We start from the raw sequence: 13,773 nt of genomic DNA, 5'->3' as shown, positions 1-13,773 counted from the left end.
CGATGGACTGCTGGGGCAACCTGCCGTTCCCGCCGCCGTCCCGCCGGCGCCGACTTTTCGACCGCGCGGCGCCGCTGCCGTCGAGCGATCTGCCATTGCTCGCCTGGGGCAACGGCCGCAGCTACGGCGACGTCTGCATCAACTCCGGCGGCGAGCTGCTGCAGACGCGCGGCCTCGACCGCTACCTCGCCTTCGACGCGGCGAGCGGCGTGCTGCGCGCCGAGGCCGGCGTGCTGCTCGACGACATCATCCGCGTCTTCCTGCCGCGCGGCTGGTTCCTGCCGGTGACGCCGGGCACGCGCTTCGTCACGCTCGGCGGCGCGCTTGCCAACGACGTGCACGGCAAGAACCACCATGTCGCCGGCACCTTCGGCCGTCATGTCACCCGCTTCGAACTGCTGCGCTCCGACGGCTCGCGCCGCGAATGCAGCCCGGACGAGAACGCCGAACTCTACGCCGCGACCATCGGCGGCCTCGGCCTCACCGGGCTGGTCACCTGGATCGAACTGCAATTGCGCCGCGTGCCCGGCCCGGCCATCGCCGTCGAGAACCGGCGCTTCCACGGCATCGACGAGTTCTTCGCCCTCAACGCCGAGGCCGAACTGACGCACGAGCATGTCGTTGCCTGGATCGACTGCGTAGCGAGCACGCCGCGCGGCATCCTCATGGCGGGCGACCATGTCGATGCCGCCGTAGCGCCTGGGCCGACTTTCGCGCCGACGGTACCCTTCACGCCGCCGGTCTCGCTGATCAACGCCGCCAGCTTTGCCGCCTTCAACGCCGCCTACTTCAATCGCCCCCTGCCGCAATGCCAGACGACGCACTGCCTGTCCTACTTCTATCCGCTCGACAACCTGCTGCACTGGAATCGCGTCTATGGCCGGCGCGGCTTCTACCAGTACCAGTGCGCGGTGCCGAAGGGTGTCGAGCGGGAAGCGACCGCCGCGCTGCTCGACGCGATCCGCAAGAGCGGCCAGGGCTCCTTCCTCGCCGTGCTCAAGACCTTCGGCGATGCCGCCTCGCCCGGCCTGCTGTCCTACCCGCTGCCCGGCGCCAACCTCGCGCTCGACTTTCCCAATGGCGGCGCGGCGACGCTCGCGCTGTTCGAGCGTCTCGACGCCATCGTGCGCGATGCCGGTGGCCGGCTCTATCCCGCCAAGGACGCGCGCATGCCCGGTGCGCTGTTCCGTGCCGGCTTCCCGCGCTGGCAGGAGTTTTCGCAACACGTCGATCCGAAGTTCTCGTCGAACTTCTGGCGGCGCATCAGTGGCTGAAGGCTGCTAGGCCCGACCCGGCCCGTGGGTTGCGCCCGTGGTCGCGTACCCGCCGCCCGAAGACTTGGCGCCGGCGCCACGGTGGCGCCTATGCCCTTCGTCGGATTGACCTCTTTCGCGCTAGCCGGTAGCTTGCGCGGATGCAAATGGAATCTATCTGCCAAGCCATCGCGCACCGGACCCGAAAACGTGGGCTATCGCCGTGCTTTGCACGGAGCCTTGTTATTCCATTTGGTTCACAGCAGAATGCAGCTATGAAAAGACTTTTTCTACACCTTCGTTAGCCAGCACGCGCACACCCACCCATGCGGCAGCTCTTTACCTTTGGCGGAAACATTGCCCTGCTGGCCGAGCTCTATCGCTGTGATGTGCGTTTTCTTGTCGTCGGCGGCCTGGCCGTTCACTTCTATGTTCCTGAGCGCCAAGCCGACGATCTTGATCTGCTGCTCGAGCAATCGAGCGACAACGCCGCTCGATTCTTCAAAGCAATGTCAGCCGTTCATGTGATCCCCGAATTTCCGCAATCGCTCATCTCCTCTCCAAGCGAACGGCCGCAACAGCTCCAGTTCAAGCGGGACCACTATGCGGATATCGTGACTACTGGAGCCGACATTGACTTTCCCGCTGAGTGGGTGCTGTCGCAAGCGGCCCTGATCGGGCAGCATCCCGCTCGTATTGCCTCACGCAACCTGCTCATCCGCATGAAACGCAAAGCCGGTCGGGAGAAAGATCTCGCCGATGTTGAGCTACTTGAACGCGCCGGCCAAAGCGTCTGCGGTTCGTCACGCACCGCGAAAGATAGTTAGTCTTGGTGGCGCGCCAAGAGGGACGCAAAGCGAGCGTAAATGTGGGCAAACGCGAAGGGACACTCTCCCTGCGTCAATTGCGACCAAAGGTATTGATGCTTTCTCAGACAAAGCATTGACAGACAAAACATCAAAGAAATCGAGTTAACCGGGGGTGCGAATGAAAACAGCATTTATAGCGCTTTGTCTCATTGTCACTGGTTGCGATCAGCCATCGAAGAATGCCTCTCCAAAAGACGCATCCGCTCACTACCATGTGGCGGTAGATAGCAACGGTAACGCATGGCGATTGGATACCACCACTGGCGAAATGAAACGCTGTTGGCAAGGCACCCCTGGAGCGAACGCGTTTCCTCCAACTTGCTACCTTGCGGAACAGAGGTAGTTTATTTTTCTGCATGAATAAAAGGGGACGGACCACGTTTTCAGGTCCGGCGCTCGGAGTCTTCTGAACGAAATTTCGGCCGCTACCCCGCACACTACCGGCGGCGGGAATTCGGTCAATCCGGCGGCAGGCACAGGTTCGCCGCCGTCCCGCCACCGCCGACTTTTCAAGACTTGCAGCCCTCGACCACGCTTGCCGCCCTCGTATGCGACCGGGAGAATAATCTTCTCCGGTCTTTGCGTATCCTGCAAAACAAACGGCAGACGATTGAAACCCGGTGATAATTCGGCGCGACCTCCAACGCGCCACGGCGCCCGGGCTGTCGGGGTGGGCGAACGGCCGCAATTCTTTCCCGATAATCAGGATTCGACATGAAACGCATCGTCATCATCGGCGCCACCTCGGCCATCGCCCACGCCGCCGCGCGGCTCTGGGCGGAGCGCGGCGCGGCCCTGTTCCTCGTCGGCCGCAACGCCGCTCGGCTGGAGGCGAATGCCGCCGACCTGCGGGTGCGCGGCGCGGCGAGCGTCATGGTGCATGCGATGGACGCGACCGTCGATGCGGCCCACGCGACTATGCTGGCGGCGGCGCTGGCCGCACTCGGCGGCATCGATGTCGCGCTGATCGCCCACGGCACGCTGCCCGAGCAGCGCGAATGCGAGGCCGACCTCGCGCGGCTGCGCGCCGAGATCGAGACCAACGGCGTCTCGGTCTGCCTGCTGTCCCAATTGTTCGCCAATCATTTCGCCGGGCAGGGCGGCGGCACGCTGGCGGTGATCGGCTCGGTCGCCGGCGATCGCGGCCGGCAGAGCAACTATGCCTACGGCGCGGCCAAGGGCCTGGTGGCGCGCTTCACCGAGGGGCTGCGCAACCGCGTCGCCAAGTCCGGCGTGCAGGTGCTGCTGGTCAAGCCGGGCTTCGTCGATACGCCGATGACGGCGGAGTTCGAGAAGAAGGGCCTGCTCTGGGCGCAGCCGGAGGCGGTGGCCGCCGGCATCCTGCGTGCGATCGAGGCGAAGCGGGAGGTGGTCTATCTGCCCTGGTTCTGGCGCTGGATCATGCTGGTGATCCGCCACATCCCCGAGCGCATTTTCAAGCGGCTATCCCTCTGAAGTAAAATTTGCCGCTTTGCCGTTCACCGGATTCCCCGCCATGAGTCTCCAAGCCCTCACCGCCCTTTCGCCGCTCGACGGCCGCTACGCCGCCAAGGTCGAGCCGCTGCGCGCGCACTTCTCCGAATTCGGCTTGATCAGGAACCGCATCAAGGTCGAGATCGAGTGGCTCAAGGCGCTCGCCGCCAACCCCGGGATCAAAGAGGTTCCGGCGTTCTCGCAGGACACCCTCGCCGAGCTCGACCTGGTGATCTCGGGCTTCGCCGTGTCCGATGCCGCCGCGGTGAAAAAGATCGAGTCCGTCACCAACCACGACGTCAAGGCGGTCGAGTACTGGCTCAAGGAGCGCTTCAAGAACAACGCCGAGGTGATGCGCGTCACCGAGTTCATCCACTTCGGCTGCACCTCCGAGGACATCAACAACACCTCCCACGCGCTCATGCTCAACGACGCGCGTGCGCAGATCCTGCTGCCGGGGCTGGACAAGGTCATCGAGCGTTTCCGCGCGCTGGCCCACGACTTGGCCGACCTGCCGCTGCTTGCCCGCACCCACGGCCAGCCAGCCACGCCGACCACGCTGGGCAAGGAGATGGCCAACATCGCCGCGCGCCTGATGCGGGCGCGCGAGCGCATCGCCAATGTTGCCATGCTGGCCAAGTTCAACGGCGCGGTCGGCAACTACAACGCCCACCTCTCCGCCTATCCCGACCTGGACTGGGCAGGCATCGCGAAGAATTTCATCGAGTCGCTGGGCCTGGAGTTCAACCCCTACACCATCCAGATCGAGCCGCACGACGCCATGGCCGAGCTGTTCGACGCCATCGCCCGCTGCAACACCATCCTGATCGACGCCGACCGCGACATCTGGCAGTACATTTCGATGGGCTACTTCAAGCAGAAGACCAAGGCCGGCGAGATCGGCTCCTCGACCATGCCGCACAAGGTCAACCCCATCGACTTCGAGAATTCGGAAGGCAACCTCGGTATCGCCAATTCGGTGCTGCGCCACCTGTCGGAGAAGCTGCCGATCTCGCGGCTGCAGCGCGACCTCACCGACTCGACGGTGCTGCGCAACATGGGCGTGGCTTTCGGCTACGTCGTGCTGGCGCACGATTCGACCATGCGCGGCCTCAACAAGCTCGAAGCCAATCCGCAGCGCCTGGCCGAGGATCTCGACAACTGCTGGGAAGTGCTGGCCGAGCCGGTGCAGACGGTGATGCGCCGCTACGGCGTGCCCAACCCCTACGAGCAGTTGAAGGAACTGACGCGTGGCAAGGGCATCGAGCCTGAAGCATTGCGTGCATTCATCCAGGGGCTGGCGATTCCGGAAGCCGACAAGGCGCGCCTGCTCGAGATGACGCCGGCGAGCTACATCGGCAAGGCGGTGGCGCTGGCCAGGAACATCTGAGGGGGCATCCGAGCATGGGCTTCGCCGAGAATCTGAAACACCTGCCGAAGATTTCGCACCTGCTGGCGATCGAGCTGATCGACGCGGAGGGCAAGGTCGCCGCCACCATCGAGAACAAGCCCGGCCAGGCCGGCTCGCTTTCCGTCTACAACCACCTCGGCCAGATCTACGGCGCCATCACCGCCGAGGCGGCGAAGAAGGGCCTGGAACTCTATGCCGAGCACACGGCCGATGCCCAGGCCCATCCCGGCAAGCATCCGAACATCGATCGCCTGCTGGCGCTGGTTGCCGGGGGCGGGAAATTTCGGATAAAACACATTTTCGCGACCGGAACGGAATAATCCGGAGCCACCCCGCGTATATCCATCGGGAACCCCTGCAAGCCAACCTCAAGGAGATCGAACAATGAAGAAAATCGCGCAACTGCTGGCCGCCGGCCTGTCCCTCGCCGTCCTCGCCGGCACCGCCTCGGCCCAGGTCGTCGGCAAGACCGAAGACCAGATCCGCTGGCGCCAGTCGGCCTATACGACGATGGGCTGGAGCATGGCTCGCATCAAGGCCAACGTCGAGGGCACCTACAACAAGGACCAGGTGATCGAGGCTTCCAACGTGATCCAGGCCATCGCCAACTCGAAACTGGGCGCGCTCTTCCAGCCCGGTTCAGACAAGGGCAAGGGCTGGGAGGACACCCGCCTCAAGTCGGAGTTCTTCACCGACAAGGAAACGCTGGGCAAGGTTGCGGGCACCTTCGGCAAGGAAGCCAACGAGATGGCCAAGGTGGCCGCCACCGGCGATGCCGCCGCCGTCAAGGCCCAGTTCGGCAAGCTCGGCGAAGCCTGCAAGGGCTGCCACGATAACTTCAAGAAGAAACTGTAATTCCCCTCGCGGGCATGGACGGCCACCCGCGGGTGGCCGTTTTCATTTGCAACGCCGGCTTGATATCGGGCCTAATGCCCTGACATAATTAGCGTTTTCTAATAATCCAACGGAGAGTCCGCCATGGCCATCACCCCCCACGACCTCGTCGTCGAAGCCAAGTCCCAGATCAAGGAAGTCGCCACCGCCGAAGCACAATCCATGCTCGGCAAGCGCGTCGTCATCGACGTGCGCGAGTACGACGAATACGCCGCCGGCCACCTGCCGGGCGCGATCAACATCCCGCGCGGCGTGCTCGAGTTCAAGATCGGCATGGTGCCCGAATGCGCCAACAAGGCCGGCGCCTTCCTCATCTACTGCCGCACCAGCGGCCGCGCCGCGCTCTCCGCCGTGCAGCTGCAGAGGCTCGGTTACGGCAACATCATCTCCATGGCCGGCGGCTTCGAGGCCTGGAACACCGAGAACCGGCCGACCGAGAAGCCCGAGCCGATCAACTTCGAATAAGCCATGACGGCCTCGAAGCATGCCGAGCAGGACGTCGTCGAGTTTTCGATCTCGGGGATGACCTGCGCGGCCTGTTCGGGGCGCATCGAGCGCCAGCTCAACAAGCTGGCCGGTGTCGAGGCCGTGGTGAACCTCGCCGCCGAGAAGGCGCATATCCGCTATGCGCCGAACATGATCGACGCGGCCGGCTTGATCGCCACCATCGAGAAGACCGGTTTCGGCGCGACGTTGTCGACCGCCGACACCCACGAGGAAGAAAAGGCGAGGAAGGCCGCCGCGTACCGCGAGGAGCTGCGGCGTTTCTGGATTTCGCTGGCGCTGACGCTGCCGCTGATCGGCCAGATGGCCTTCATGTTCTCCGGCGCGTGGGATGTGCACAACGACGTTCTTCCGCGCTGGCTGCAGTTCCTCCTCGCCACCCCGGTGCAGTTCTGGATCGGCAAGCGCTTCTACGTCGGCGGCTGGAACGCGCTGAGGAGCGGCGGCGGCAACATGGACGTGCTCGTGGCCCTGGGCACCTCGGCCGCCTATTTCTACAGTGTCGCGGTGATGCTGCTCGACCTGCACCAGCACGTCTATTTCGAGGCCTCGGCCACGGTCATCACCCTGGTGCTGATGGGCAAGATCCTCGAGGCGCGTGCCAAGGCGCGGACGTCGGCCGCGATCGAGGCGCTGATCAAGCTGCAGCCCCAGACGGCCCACGTCGAGCGCGATGGACAACTGGTCGAGGTCAACGTCAAGGCGATGATTCCCGGCGACATCTTCATCGTCCGTCCCGGCGAGGCCGTGCCCGTCGATGGCGAGGTGATCGAGGGGGCCTCGAGCGTCAACGAGGCGATGCTGACCGGCGAGAGCCTGCCCGTCGGCAAGCACGGCGGCGACAAGGTCTATGCGGCGACGGTCAACGGTGAGGCGCTGCTCAAGTGCCGCGCCACCGGCGTCGGCACGCACACGCTGCTGGCCGGCATCATCCGCCTGGTCGAGCAGGCGCAGGGCTCGAAGGCGCCGGTGCAGCGCCTGGCCGACCGCATCGCGGCGATCTTCGTGCCGGTGGTGACGGCAATCGCGCTGGCGACCTTCGTGCTCTGGTGGTGGCTCGGCGGCGACTTCACGGTGGCGCTGGTCAATTCGGTTGCCGTGCTGGTGATCGCCTGCCCCTGCGCGCTGGGTTTGGCGACGCCGACGGCGATCATGGTCGGCACCGGGCTGGGTGCGCGTGCCGGCGTGCTGATCAGGAATGCCCAGGCGCTGGAACTGGCCGAGAAGATCGAGGTGCTCGCGGTCGACAAGACCGGCACGTTGACCCAGGGCAAGCCTGCGGTGATTTCTGTTCGGAAAATCGGTGATGGCGGGACGGCGAGCGAGGCGCTGCAACTCGCTGCCAGCCTCGAACAGGCCGCGACCCATCCCTTGGGGCAATGCATCGTGGCGCGGGGGAAGGCCGATGGCCTCGCATTGGCCACCCCGACGGATGTCGTGGCGACGCCGGGTCGCGGGATCGCGGGCGTGGTCGAGGGCGTCCGCGTTGCCGCCGGTTCGCCGGCTTTCATGGCGGAGCAGGGCATAGCGCTGCCCGAGGCCGACGTTGCCGCGCTGGCCGGGCAAAGCATCGTCGCCGTGGCGCGGGAGGGCGTCGCCATCGGGCTGATTGGCGTCGCCGATCCGCTGCGCGAGAGTTCGAAGGCGGCCGTGGCGCGGCTCAAGGCGCTCGGTGTCGAGGTGGTCATGCTGACCGGCGACAACGCCGCGACGGCGGCCGCGATCGCGCGCGAAGCCGGCGTGGAGCGATTCGAAGCCGAGGTACTGCCGGGCGACAAGGCGGGCGCGATCGCGAAACTCAAGGTCGGGGGAAGGCTCGTCGCCATGGCCGGCGACGGCATCAACGACGCGCCGGCGCTTGCGGCGGCCGACGTCTCCTTCGCCATGGGCGCCGGTTCCGACGTGGCGATGGAGGCCGCCGACATCACGCTGATGCGCGACGATCTCAACGGTGTCGCCGACGCGATCTCGCTGTCACGGGCGACGCTGGCCAAGATCCGCCAGAACCTGTTCTGGGCCTTCATCTACAATGTGTTGGGAATTCCGGCGGCCGCACTGGGTTTTCTCAACCCGGTCGTGGCCGGTGCGGCGATGGCGATGAGTTCGGTGTCGGTGGTCAGCAATTCCCTGTTGCTGCGGCGCTGGCGAGCGGAGAAATGAACATGGAAACGACGATTCTGAAAGTCAGTGGCATGTCGTGCGGCGGCTGCGTCAAGAGCGTGACCAACGTGCTGGCGGCGCTGCCCGGCGTGGCGAAGGCGGAAGTGATCTTGCAGCCGGGCGAAGCGAAGGTCGAGTTCGATCCTGCCCAGGTGACGCGCGATGCCATGAAACAGGCGATCGACGACGCCGGTTTCGAGGCAAGCTGAAGGACAATTGCTGCGCCGCAGCAATTGCTTTACAATTCGCGCTTTTCCCAGACAAGGAGCAGACCGTGGGCCTCGATCGCGTTCCCTCCGGCAAGGACTTGCCGAACGATTTCAACGTCGTCATCGAAATTCCGATGCACTCGGAGCCGATCAAGTACGAGGTCGACAAGGACTCGGGCGCGATCTTCGTCGATCGCTTCATGTCCACGGCCATGCACTATCCCTGCAACTACGGCTACATCCCGCACACCATCGCCGGCGACGGCGACCCGGTGGATGTGCTGGTCGTTTCCCAGTTCGCCCTGCCGCCGGGCGTGGTGGTGCGCTGCCGTCCGATCGGCATGCTCAAGATGGTTGACGAGGCCGGCGACGACGCCAAACTGCTCGCAGTGCCGGTCGACAAGCTGACGCCGCTCTACCGCAACATCGAAAGCCCGCGCGACCTGCCGCAGCTCACGCTCGACCAGATCGCCCACTTCTTCGAGCACTACAAGGATCTCGAGCCCGGCAAGTTCGTCAAGGTGCAGGGCTGGGTCGGCATCGAGGAAGCCAAGAAGGAAATCATGGGCGGCGTCGCCGCCTTCAACGCGGCCAAGGACAAGCCCGCGTTCTGAGCGAGTCCGCAGGCGACCGCGCCGCCAGGTCGTAGAATGCCGGGCATGGCCAAGCTCAAGATCGCCATCGCCCAGGTCAATTGCACGGTCGGCGACATAAAAGCCAATGCCGCGCGCATCACCGCCGCCGTACGCGACGCGCGTGCGCTCGGCGCCGAACTGCTGCTGACGCCGGAACTCGCGCTCAGCGGCTACCCGCCCGAAGACCTGCTGCTGCGCCCCGACTTCTACCGCGCATGCGAGCGCGAACTGGCGCAACTGGCACGGGATGTCGCCGGTATCGATGTCCTCGTCGGCCATCCCGAGGAGCACGGGAGTTGCCGCTACAACGCCGCCTCGCTGCTGCGTGACGGTCGCGTCGTGGCGACCTACCGCAAGCATCGCCTGCCCAACTACGAGGTGTTCGACGAGGAGCGTTACTTCGCCGCCGGCGATGCGCCCTGTGTCGTCGACGTCCGCGGCGTCAAGGTCGGCGTCAACATCTGCGCCGACGTCTGGGAGCCTGGTGCGGCCGACGCCGCGCGCGCGGCCGGTGCCGAACTCCTGCTCACGCTCAATGCCTCGCCCTTCCACATGAACAAGCAGGCGCGGCGCTACGAGGTGCTGCGCGAGCGCATCGCGGCCATGAGCATCCCGGTCGTCTACGCCAACATGGTCGGTGGCCAGGACGAGCTGGTATTCGACGGTGCCTCCTTCGCGCTCGATGCCGGCGGCCGCCTCACCCATCAGCTGCCGGCCTTCGCCGAGGCGGTCACCCTGATCGAGTATGTCGACGGCCACCTGCTGCCGGGCACGATCGCCGCACCGCAGCCGATCGAGGCCGAGGTCTATGCGGCGCTGAAAATGGGCGTCACCGACTACCTCGGCAAGAACGGCTTCCCCGGCGCCATCATCGGGCTGTCGGGTGGCATCGACTCGGCGCTGACGCTGGCGATTGCGGTCGATGCGCTGGGTGCCGACAAGGTGCGTGCGGTGATGATGCCCTCGCCCTACACGGCGCAGATGAGCCTCGACGATTCGCGCGAAATGATCCGCCGCCTCGGCGTCGAGTACGACGAGATCCCGATCGCCGCGGCGATGGAGCAGTTCGCCGTATCGCTGGCGCCGACTTTTTCCCGCCTGGGAGAGAAGCCGAGCTGGGACACCACCGACGAAAACCTGCAGGCGCGCATCCGCGGCATGATCCTGATGGCGATCTCCAACCGCACCGGCCGCATCGTTCTCACCACCGGCAACAAGAGCGAGATGGCGGTCGGCTACGCCACGCTCTACGGCGACATGGCCGGCGGCTTCGCGGTCATCAAGGACGTGTTCAAGACCTTCGTCTATCGCCTCGCCCGCTACCGCAACGTGCTCTCCGACGTCATACCGGAAAACATCATCACCCGTGCGCCTTCGGCCGAGCTCAAGCCGGGGCAGACCGACCAGGACAGCTTGCCGCCCTACGCGGTGCTCGACGCCATCATCGAGGCTTACATGGAGCGCGACGAGAGCCCGCGCCAGATCATCGCCGCCGGCCTGGCCGAGGCGGACGTGCGTCGCGTGGTCGGCCTGCTCAAGAAGAACGAGTACAAGCGGCGCCAGGCGCCGGTCGGCATCCGCGTCACGCGGCGCGGTTTCGGCAAGGACTGGCGTTATCCGATAACATTCCGCTACAACGATGAATACTGAATCCGGGAGAGGGTATCGTGAAAAAAATTGAAGCCATCATCAAGCCCTTCAAGCTCGACGAGGTGCGCGAGGCGCTGTCCGAAGTCGGCGTCACCGGCCTGACCGTGACCGAGGTCAAGGGCTTCGGCCGGCAGAAGGGGCACACCGAACTCTATCGCGGCGCCGAATACGTCGTGGACTTCCTGCCCAAGATCAAGATCGAACTGGTGGTCGCCGAGGCCACCGTCGAAACCGCCATCGAGGCCATCATCAAGGCCGCCCGCACCGGCAAGATCGGCGACGGCAAGATCTTCGTGATGCCGGTGGAGCAGATCGTTCGCATCCGCACGGGTGAGACGAACGAATCGGCTATCTAGCCGCCAGCAGCACGATCACGGCGCCGGCGCCGCCTTCGACGGTGCGCGCCTGGCAGAAGGCCAGCACTTCCCGTTTCTGGGCGAGCCAGCCCAGCACCAGTCTTTTCAGGACGGGTTCGCGCCCGGGCGAGCGCAGCCCCTTGCCGTGAACGATGCGCAGGCAGCGTTGCTCGCGCGCGACGCAGCCGGCGACGAACAGCGCGACCTGATGGCGCGCTTCGTCCCGGTTCAGGCCGTGGAGGTCGAGGTGCGCGTCGACGACCCAGCGTCCCCGCCGCAGGTCGCGCAGCACGCTGCGCGGCACGCCCTCGCGCGCCCAGGCCGCCTGGTCGCCGCCTTCGAGCTGGAGGTCGAGCAGTTCGACCGCATGAATCGAATCGTTCAGGGCCGCCGCCTCGTCCAGTTCGCGGCTGCGCGGAATCGCGGGAGGCGGCGGCGGTTCGTGGTGGGTGCGGTCGCTGGCGAGCGGGATGGCGTCGGCCACCGCCGCGCGGAACAATTCGCGGGCGACCTCGGGGCGGGCGTCTTCGGCAGGCTCCCGCCGCTTCACGTGGCTATCCCAGGTTGTCGAGATACTTCTCGGCGTCGAGCGCGGCCTGGCAGCCGGTGGCCGCCGAGGTGATGGCCTGCTTGTAGACGTGGTCCTGCACATCGCCGGCGGCGAACACGCCGGGAATGCTGGTGCCCGTGGCGTTGCCCTCACGACCGCCCTGGGTCACGATGTAGCCGTTCTCCATCTCGAGCTGGCCGGCGAAGAGGTCGGTGTTCGGCTTGTGGCCGATGGCGATGAACACGCCCATGAGGTCGATGTCCTCGGTCGCGCCGCTCTTCACGTTCTTGATGCGCATGCCGGTCACACCCGATTTGTCGCCGAGCACCTCGTCGAGCACCGAGTCCCACTTGATGGTGACCTTGCCGGCACGCTCCTTCTCGAACAGCTTGTCCTGCATGATCTTCTCGGCGCGGAACTTGTCGCGGCGATGGACCACCGTGACGTGGCTGGCGATGTTGGCCAGATAGAGGGCTTCCTCGACCGCAGTGTTGCCGCCGCCGATCACCGCGACCTTCTGGTTCTTGTAGAAGAAGCCGTCGCAGGTCGCACAGGCCGAGACGCCCCTGCCGGAGAAGGCCTGTTCCGAGGCCAGGCCGAGATACTGCGCCGAAGCGCCGGTGGCGATGATCAGGGCGTCGCAGGTGTACTCGCCGGAGTCGCCGATCAGCTTCATCGGCTTCTCGGTGAGCTTGGCGGTGTGGATGTGGTCGAAGATGATCTCGGTGTTGAAGCGGGTCGCGTGCTTTTCGAAGCGCGCCATCAGGTCCGGGCCCTGCACGCCGTCGGCGTCGGCCGGCCAGTTGTCGACCTCGGTGGTGGTCATCAGCTGGCCACCCTGGGCCAGGCCTGTAATGAGAACGGGCTTGAGGTTGGCGCGGGCGGCATAGACGGCGGCGGTATAACCGGCGGGGCCGGAGCCGAGGATCAGCAGCTTTGAATGGCGGGGAAGCGTGTTGGCGGTCATGGCGCGGAAACTTCTTGTGGAATGGGTTCGGGCAATTATACTTGGGGCCGCTTGCGCGGCTTCAATCGTCCATCCCAGTCACGGGAGTTGTTCTTGAGCGCCGAACCAACCGGATTTGGAATTTCACTCGTCACCTTGCGCGCCCTGCCGATCTTCCATGGACTGAGCGACGACAAGTTGCTGCCGATCGCCCGTATCTCGTCTCTGCGCAGCGTGCCGCGCCACACCGTCGTGCTGCGCGAGGGCGACCATACCGACAACGTCTATTTCGTGCTCACCGGCAGCTTCAAGGTGCTGGTCAGCGACGAAGAGGGCAGGGAGGTCATCCTGTCGATGATGGGTCCCGGCGATTTCTTCGGCGAAATGGGCGTGATCGACGATCACCCGCGCTCGGCGACCGTGCAGGCGGCCCAGCCCAGCCAGCTGGTGGTGATCGCCAAGTCCGATTTTCACCGCTGCCTGGCCGATTCCTTCGATGTTTCCCTCTATTTCATGCGCAGCCTGGTGCACCGCCTGCGCGCCGCCGACCGCCAGATCGAAAGCCTGGCCCTGCTCGATGTCTATGGTCGCGTCGCCCGTCTGCTGCTCGACATGGCCGAAAAGGGGGCGGACGGCAGCATGGTGGTGCCGAAGAAGGTGTCGCGCCAGGACATCGCCAAGATGATCGGCGCGTCGCGCGAGATGGTCAGCCGGGTGATGAAGGATCTGCAGCAACGCGGCCTCATCGAGGAGACCGACAGCCAGCTGATACTTCACGAAGTCGCCGGCGAAAACGGGGCTCAGCACCCCCTGGCAGACTAGCGCCGACGGCTCCCCGGCGGCGAAATTAGCCGCAAGAACCC

Annotated in this window: 15 protein-coding genes; 13 read left to right on the top strand and 2 right to left on the bottom strand. The window is 65.3% G+C overall.

The features are described 5' to 3' along the window. The first annotated feature begins 2 nt into the window (after positions 1–2). The 12 genes from EJE94_RS00435 to EJE94_RS00380 all read left to right on the top strand — a co-directional run bounded on the left by EJE94_RS00435 (position 3) and on the right by EJE94_RS00380 (position 11,414). Positions 3–1,274: an FAD-binding oxidoreductase gene (locus tag EJE94_RS00435; protein ID WP_121239533.1), complete on the top strand. Its 1,272-nt coding sequence runs from the start codon at positions 3–5 to the stop codon at positions 1,272–1,274. 305 nt (positions 1,275–1,579) lie between these two features. Beyond that, the gene (locus tag EJE94_RS00430; protein WP_121239532.1) at positions 1,580–2,080 is read left to right on the top strand and encodes a hypothetical protein; all 501 of its coding nucleotides are present in this window, start codon (positions 1,580–1,582) and stop codon (positions 2,078–2,080) included. A 756-nt stretch (positions 2,081–2,836) separates the two neighbouring features. Continuing rightward, complete coding sequence (locus EJE94_RS00425; protein WP_121239531.1) at positions 2,837–3,577, top strand: SDR family oxidoreductase; 741 nt, start codon at positions 2,837–2,839, stop codon at positions 3,575–3,577. Positions 3,578–3,617: 40 nt separating this feature from the next. Further along, the gene (purB, locus tag EJE94_RS00420; protein WP_121239530.1) at positions 3,618–4,985 is read left to right on the top strand and encodes an adenylosuccinate lyase; all 1,368 of its coding nucleotides are present in this window, start codon (positions 3,618–3,620) and stop codon (positions 4,983–4,985) included. Positions 4,986–4,999: 14 nt separating this feature from the next. Next, positions 5,000–5,326 (top strand): DUF2322 family protein, encoded by a 327-nt coding sequence (locus EJE94_RS00415; RefSeq protein ID WP_121239529.1) that lies wholly within the window; start codon positions 5,000–5,002, stop codon positions 5,324–5,326. 64 nt (positions 5,327–5,390) lie between these two features. Further along, complete coding sequence (locus EJE94_RS00410) at positions 5,391–5,861, top strand: c-type cytochrome (RefSeq protein ID WP_121239528.1); 471 nt, start codon at positions 5,391–5,393, stop codon at positions 5,859–5,861. A gap of 123 nt (positions 5,862–5,984) precedes the next feature. Then, positions 5,985–6,365 carry a rhodanese-like domain-containing protein gene (locus EJE94_RS00405; protein WP_121239527.1) on the top strand — a complete coding sequence of 127 codons (381 nt, stop codon included), beginning with the start codon at positions 5,985–5,987 and terminating at the stop codon, positions 6,363–6,365. Between the two features lie 3 nt (positions 6,366–6,368). After that, entirely contained in the window at positions 6,369–8,564 is a 2,196-nt protein-coding gene (locus EJE94_RS00400; protein WP_121239526.1) for a heavy metal translocating P-type ATPase, read from the top strand. Positions 8,565–8,566: 2 nt separating this feature from the next. Further along, positions 8,567–8,773: a heavy-metal-associated domain-containing protein gene (locus EJE94_RS00395; protein ID WP_121240509.1), complete on the top strand. Its 207-nt coding sequence runs from the start codon at positions 8,567–8,569 to the stop codon at positions 8,771–8,773. Positions 8,774–8,838: 65 nt separating this feature from the next. Continuing rightward, positions 8,839–9,387 (top strand): inorganic diphosphatase, encoded by a 549-nt coding sequence (gene ppa / locus EJE94_RS00390; RefSeq protein WP_121239525.1) that lies wholly within the window; start codon positions 8,839–8,841, stop codon positions 9,385–9,387. Between the two features lie 45 nt (positions 9,388–9,432). Beyond that, on the top strand, positions 9,433–11,058 hold the full coding sequence (locus EJE94_RS00385; RefSeq protein WP_207855612.1) for an NAD+ synthase: 1,626 nt from the start codon (positions 9,433–9,435) through the stop codon (positions 11,056–11,058). A 17-nt stretch (positions 11,059–11,075) separates the two neighbouring features. Next, positions 11,076–11,414, top strand: coding sequence for a P-II family nitrogen regulator (locus EJE94_RS00380; protein WP_121239523.1), 339 nt, complete (start codon positions 11,076–11,078; stop codon positions 11,412–11,414). Here EJE94_RS00380 and EJE94_RS00375 read toward each other — a convergent pair. Next, positions 11,407–11,964, bottom strand: a complete 558-nt coding sequence (locus tag EJE94_RS00375) for a Smr/MutS family protein (protein WP_243642479.1) — start codon at positions 11,962–11,964, stop codon at positions 11,407–11,409. The two genes, EJE94_RS00380 and EJE94_RS00375, sit on opposite strands and share 8 nt — an antisense overlap. 4 nt (positions 11,965–11,968) lie before the next feature. Then, positions 11,969–12,931 (bottom strand): thioredoxin-disulfide reductase, encoded by a 963-nt coding sequence (gene trxB / locus EJE94_RS00370; protein ID WP_121239521.1) that lies wholly within the window; start codon positions 12,929–12,931, stop codon positions 11,969–11,971. Between the two features lie 93 nt (positions 12,932–13,024). On the opposite strand from trxB, the gene EJE94_RS00365 reads away from it, so the two are divergent. Next, positions 13,025–13,732: a Crp/Fnr family transcriptional regulator gene (locus EJE94_RS00365; protein WP_243642477.1), complete on the top strand. Its 708-nt coding sequence runs from the start codon at positions 13,025–13,027 to the stop codon at positions 13,730–13,732. Positions 13,733–13,773 lie beyond the last annotated feature (41 nt).

Source organism: Sulfurisoma sediminicola, from assembly GCF_003865015.1.
Lineage (GTDB): Bacteria > Pseudomonadota > Gammaproteobacteria > Burkholderiales > Rhodocyclaceae > Sulfurisoma > Sulfurisoma sediminicola.
This window is presented reverse-complemented; position numbering and strand designations above follow the sequence as displayed.

What these genes read in the sequence shown, in the direction of transcription:
- purB (WP_121239530.1), top strand. Translation starts at nt 3,618, where the DNA reads ATGAGTCTCCAAGCCCTCACCGCCCTTTCGCCGCTCGACGGCCGCTAC.
- EJE94_RS00410 (WP_121239528.1), top strand. Translation starts at nt 5,391, where the DNA reads ATGAAGAAAATCGCGCAACTGCTGGCCGCCGGCCTGTCCCTCGCCGTC.
- EJE94_RS00385 (WP_207855612.1), top strand. Translation starts at nt 9,433, where the DNA reads ATGGCCAAGCTCAAGATCGCCATCGCCCAGGTCAATTGCACGGTCGGC.
- EJE94_RS00425 (WP_121239531.1), top strand. Translation starts at nt 2,837, where the DNA reads ATGAAACGCATCGTCATCATCGGCGCCACCTCGGCCATCGCCCACGCC.
- EJE94_RS00400 (WP_121239526.1), top strand. Translation starts at nt 6,369, where the DNA reads ATGACGGCCTCGAAGCATGCCGAGCAGGACGTCGTCGAGTTTTCGATC.
- EJE94_RS00395 (WP_121240509.1), top strand. Translation starts at nt 8,567, where the DNA reads ATGGAAACGACGATTCTGAAAGTCAGTGGCATGTCGTGCGGCGGCTGC.
- trxB (WP_121239521.1), bottom strand. Translation starts at nt 12,931, where the DNA reads ATGACCGCCAACACGCTTCCCCGCCATTCAAAGCTGCTGATCCTCGGC.
- EJE94_RS00435 (WP_121239533.1), top strand. Translation starts at nt 3, where the DNA reads ATGGACTGCTGGGGCAACCTGCCGTTCCCGCCGCCGTCCCGCCGGCGC.
- EJE94_RS00430 (WP_121239532.1), top strand. Translation starts at nt 1,580, where the DNA reads ATGCGGCAGCTCTTTACCTTTGGCGGAAACATTGCCCTGCTGGCCGAG.
- EJE94_RS00405 (WP_121239527.1), top strand. Translation starts at nt 5,985, where the DNA reads ATGGCCATCACCCCCCACGACCTCGTCGTCGAAGCCAAGTCCCAGATC.
- EJE94_RS00415 (WP_121239529.1), top strand. Translation starts at nt 5,000, where the DNA reads ATGGGCTTCGCCGAGAATCTGAAACACCTGCCGAAGATTTCGCACCTG.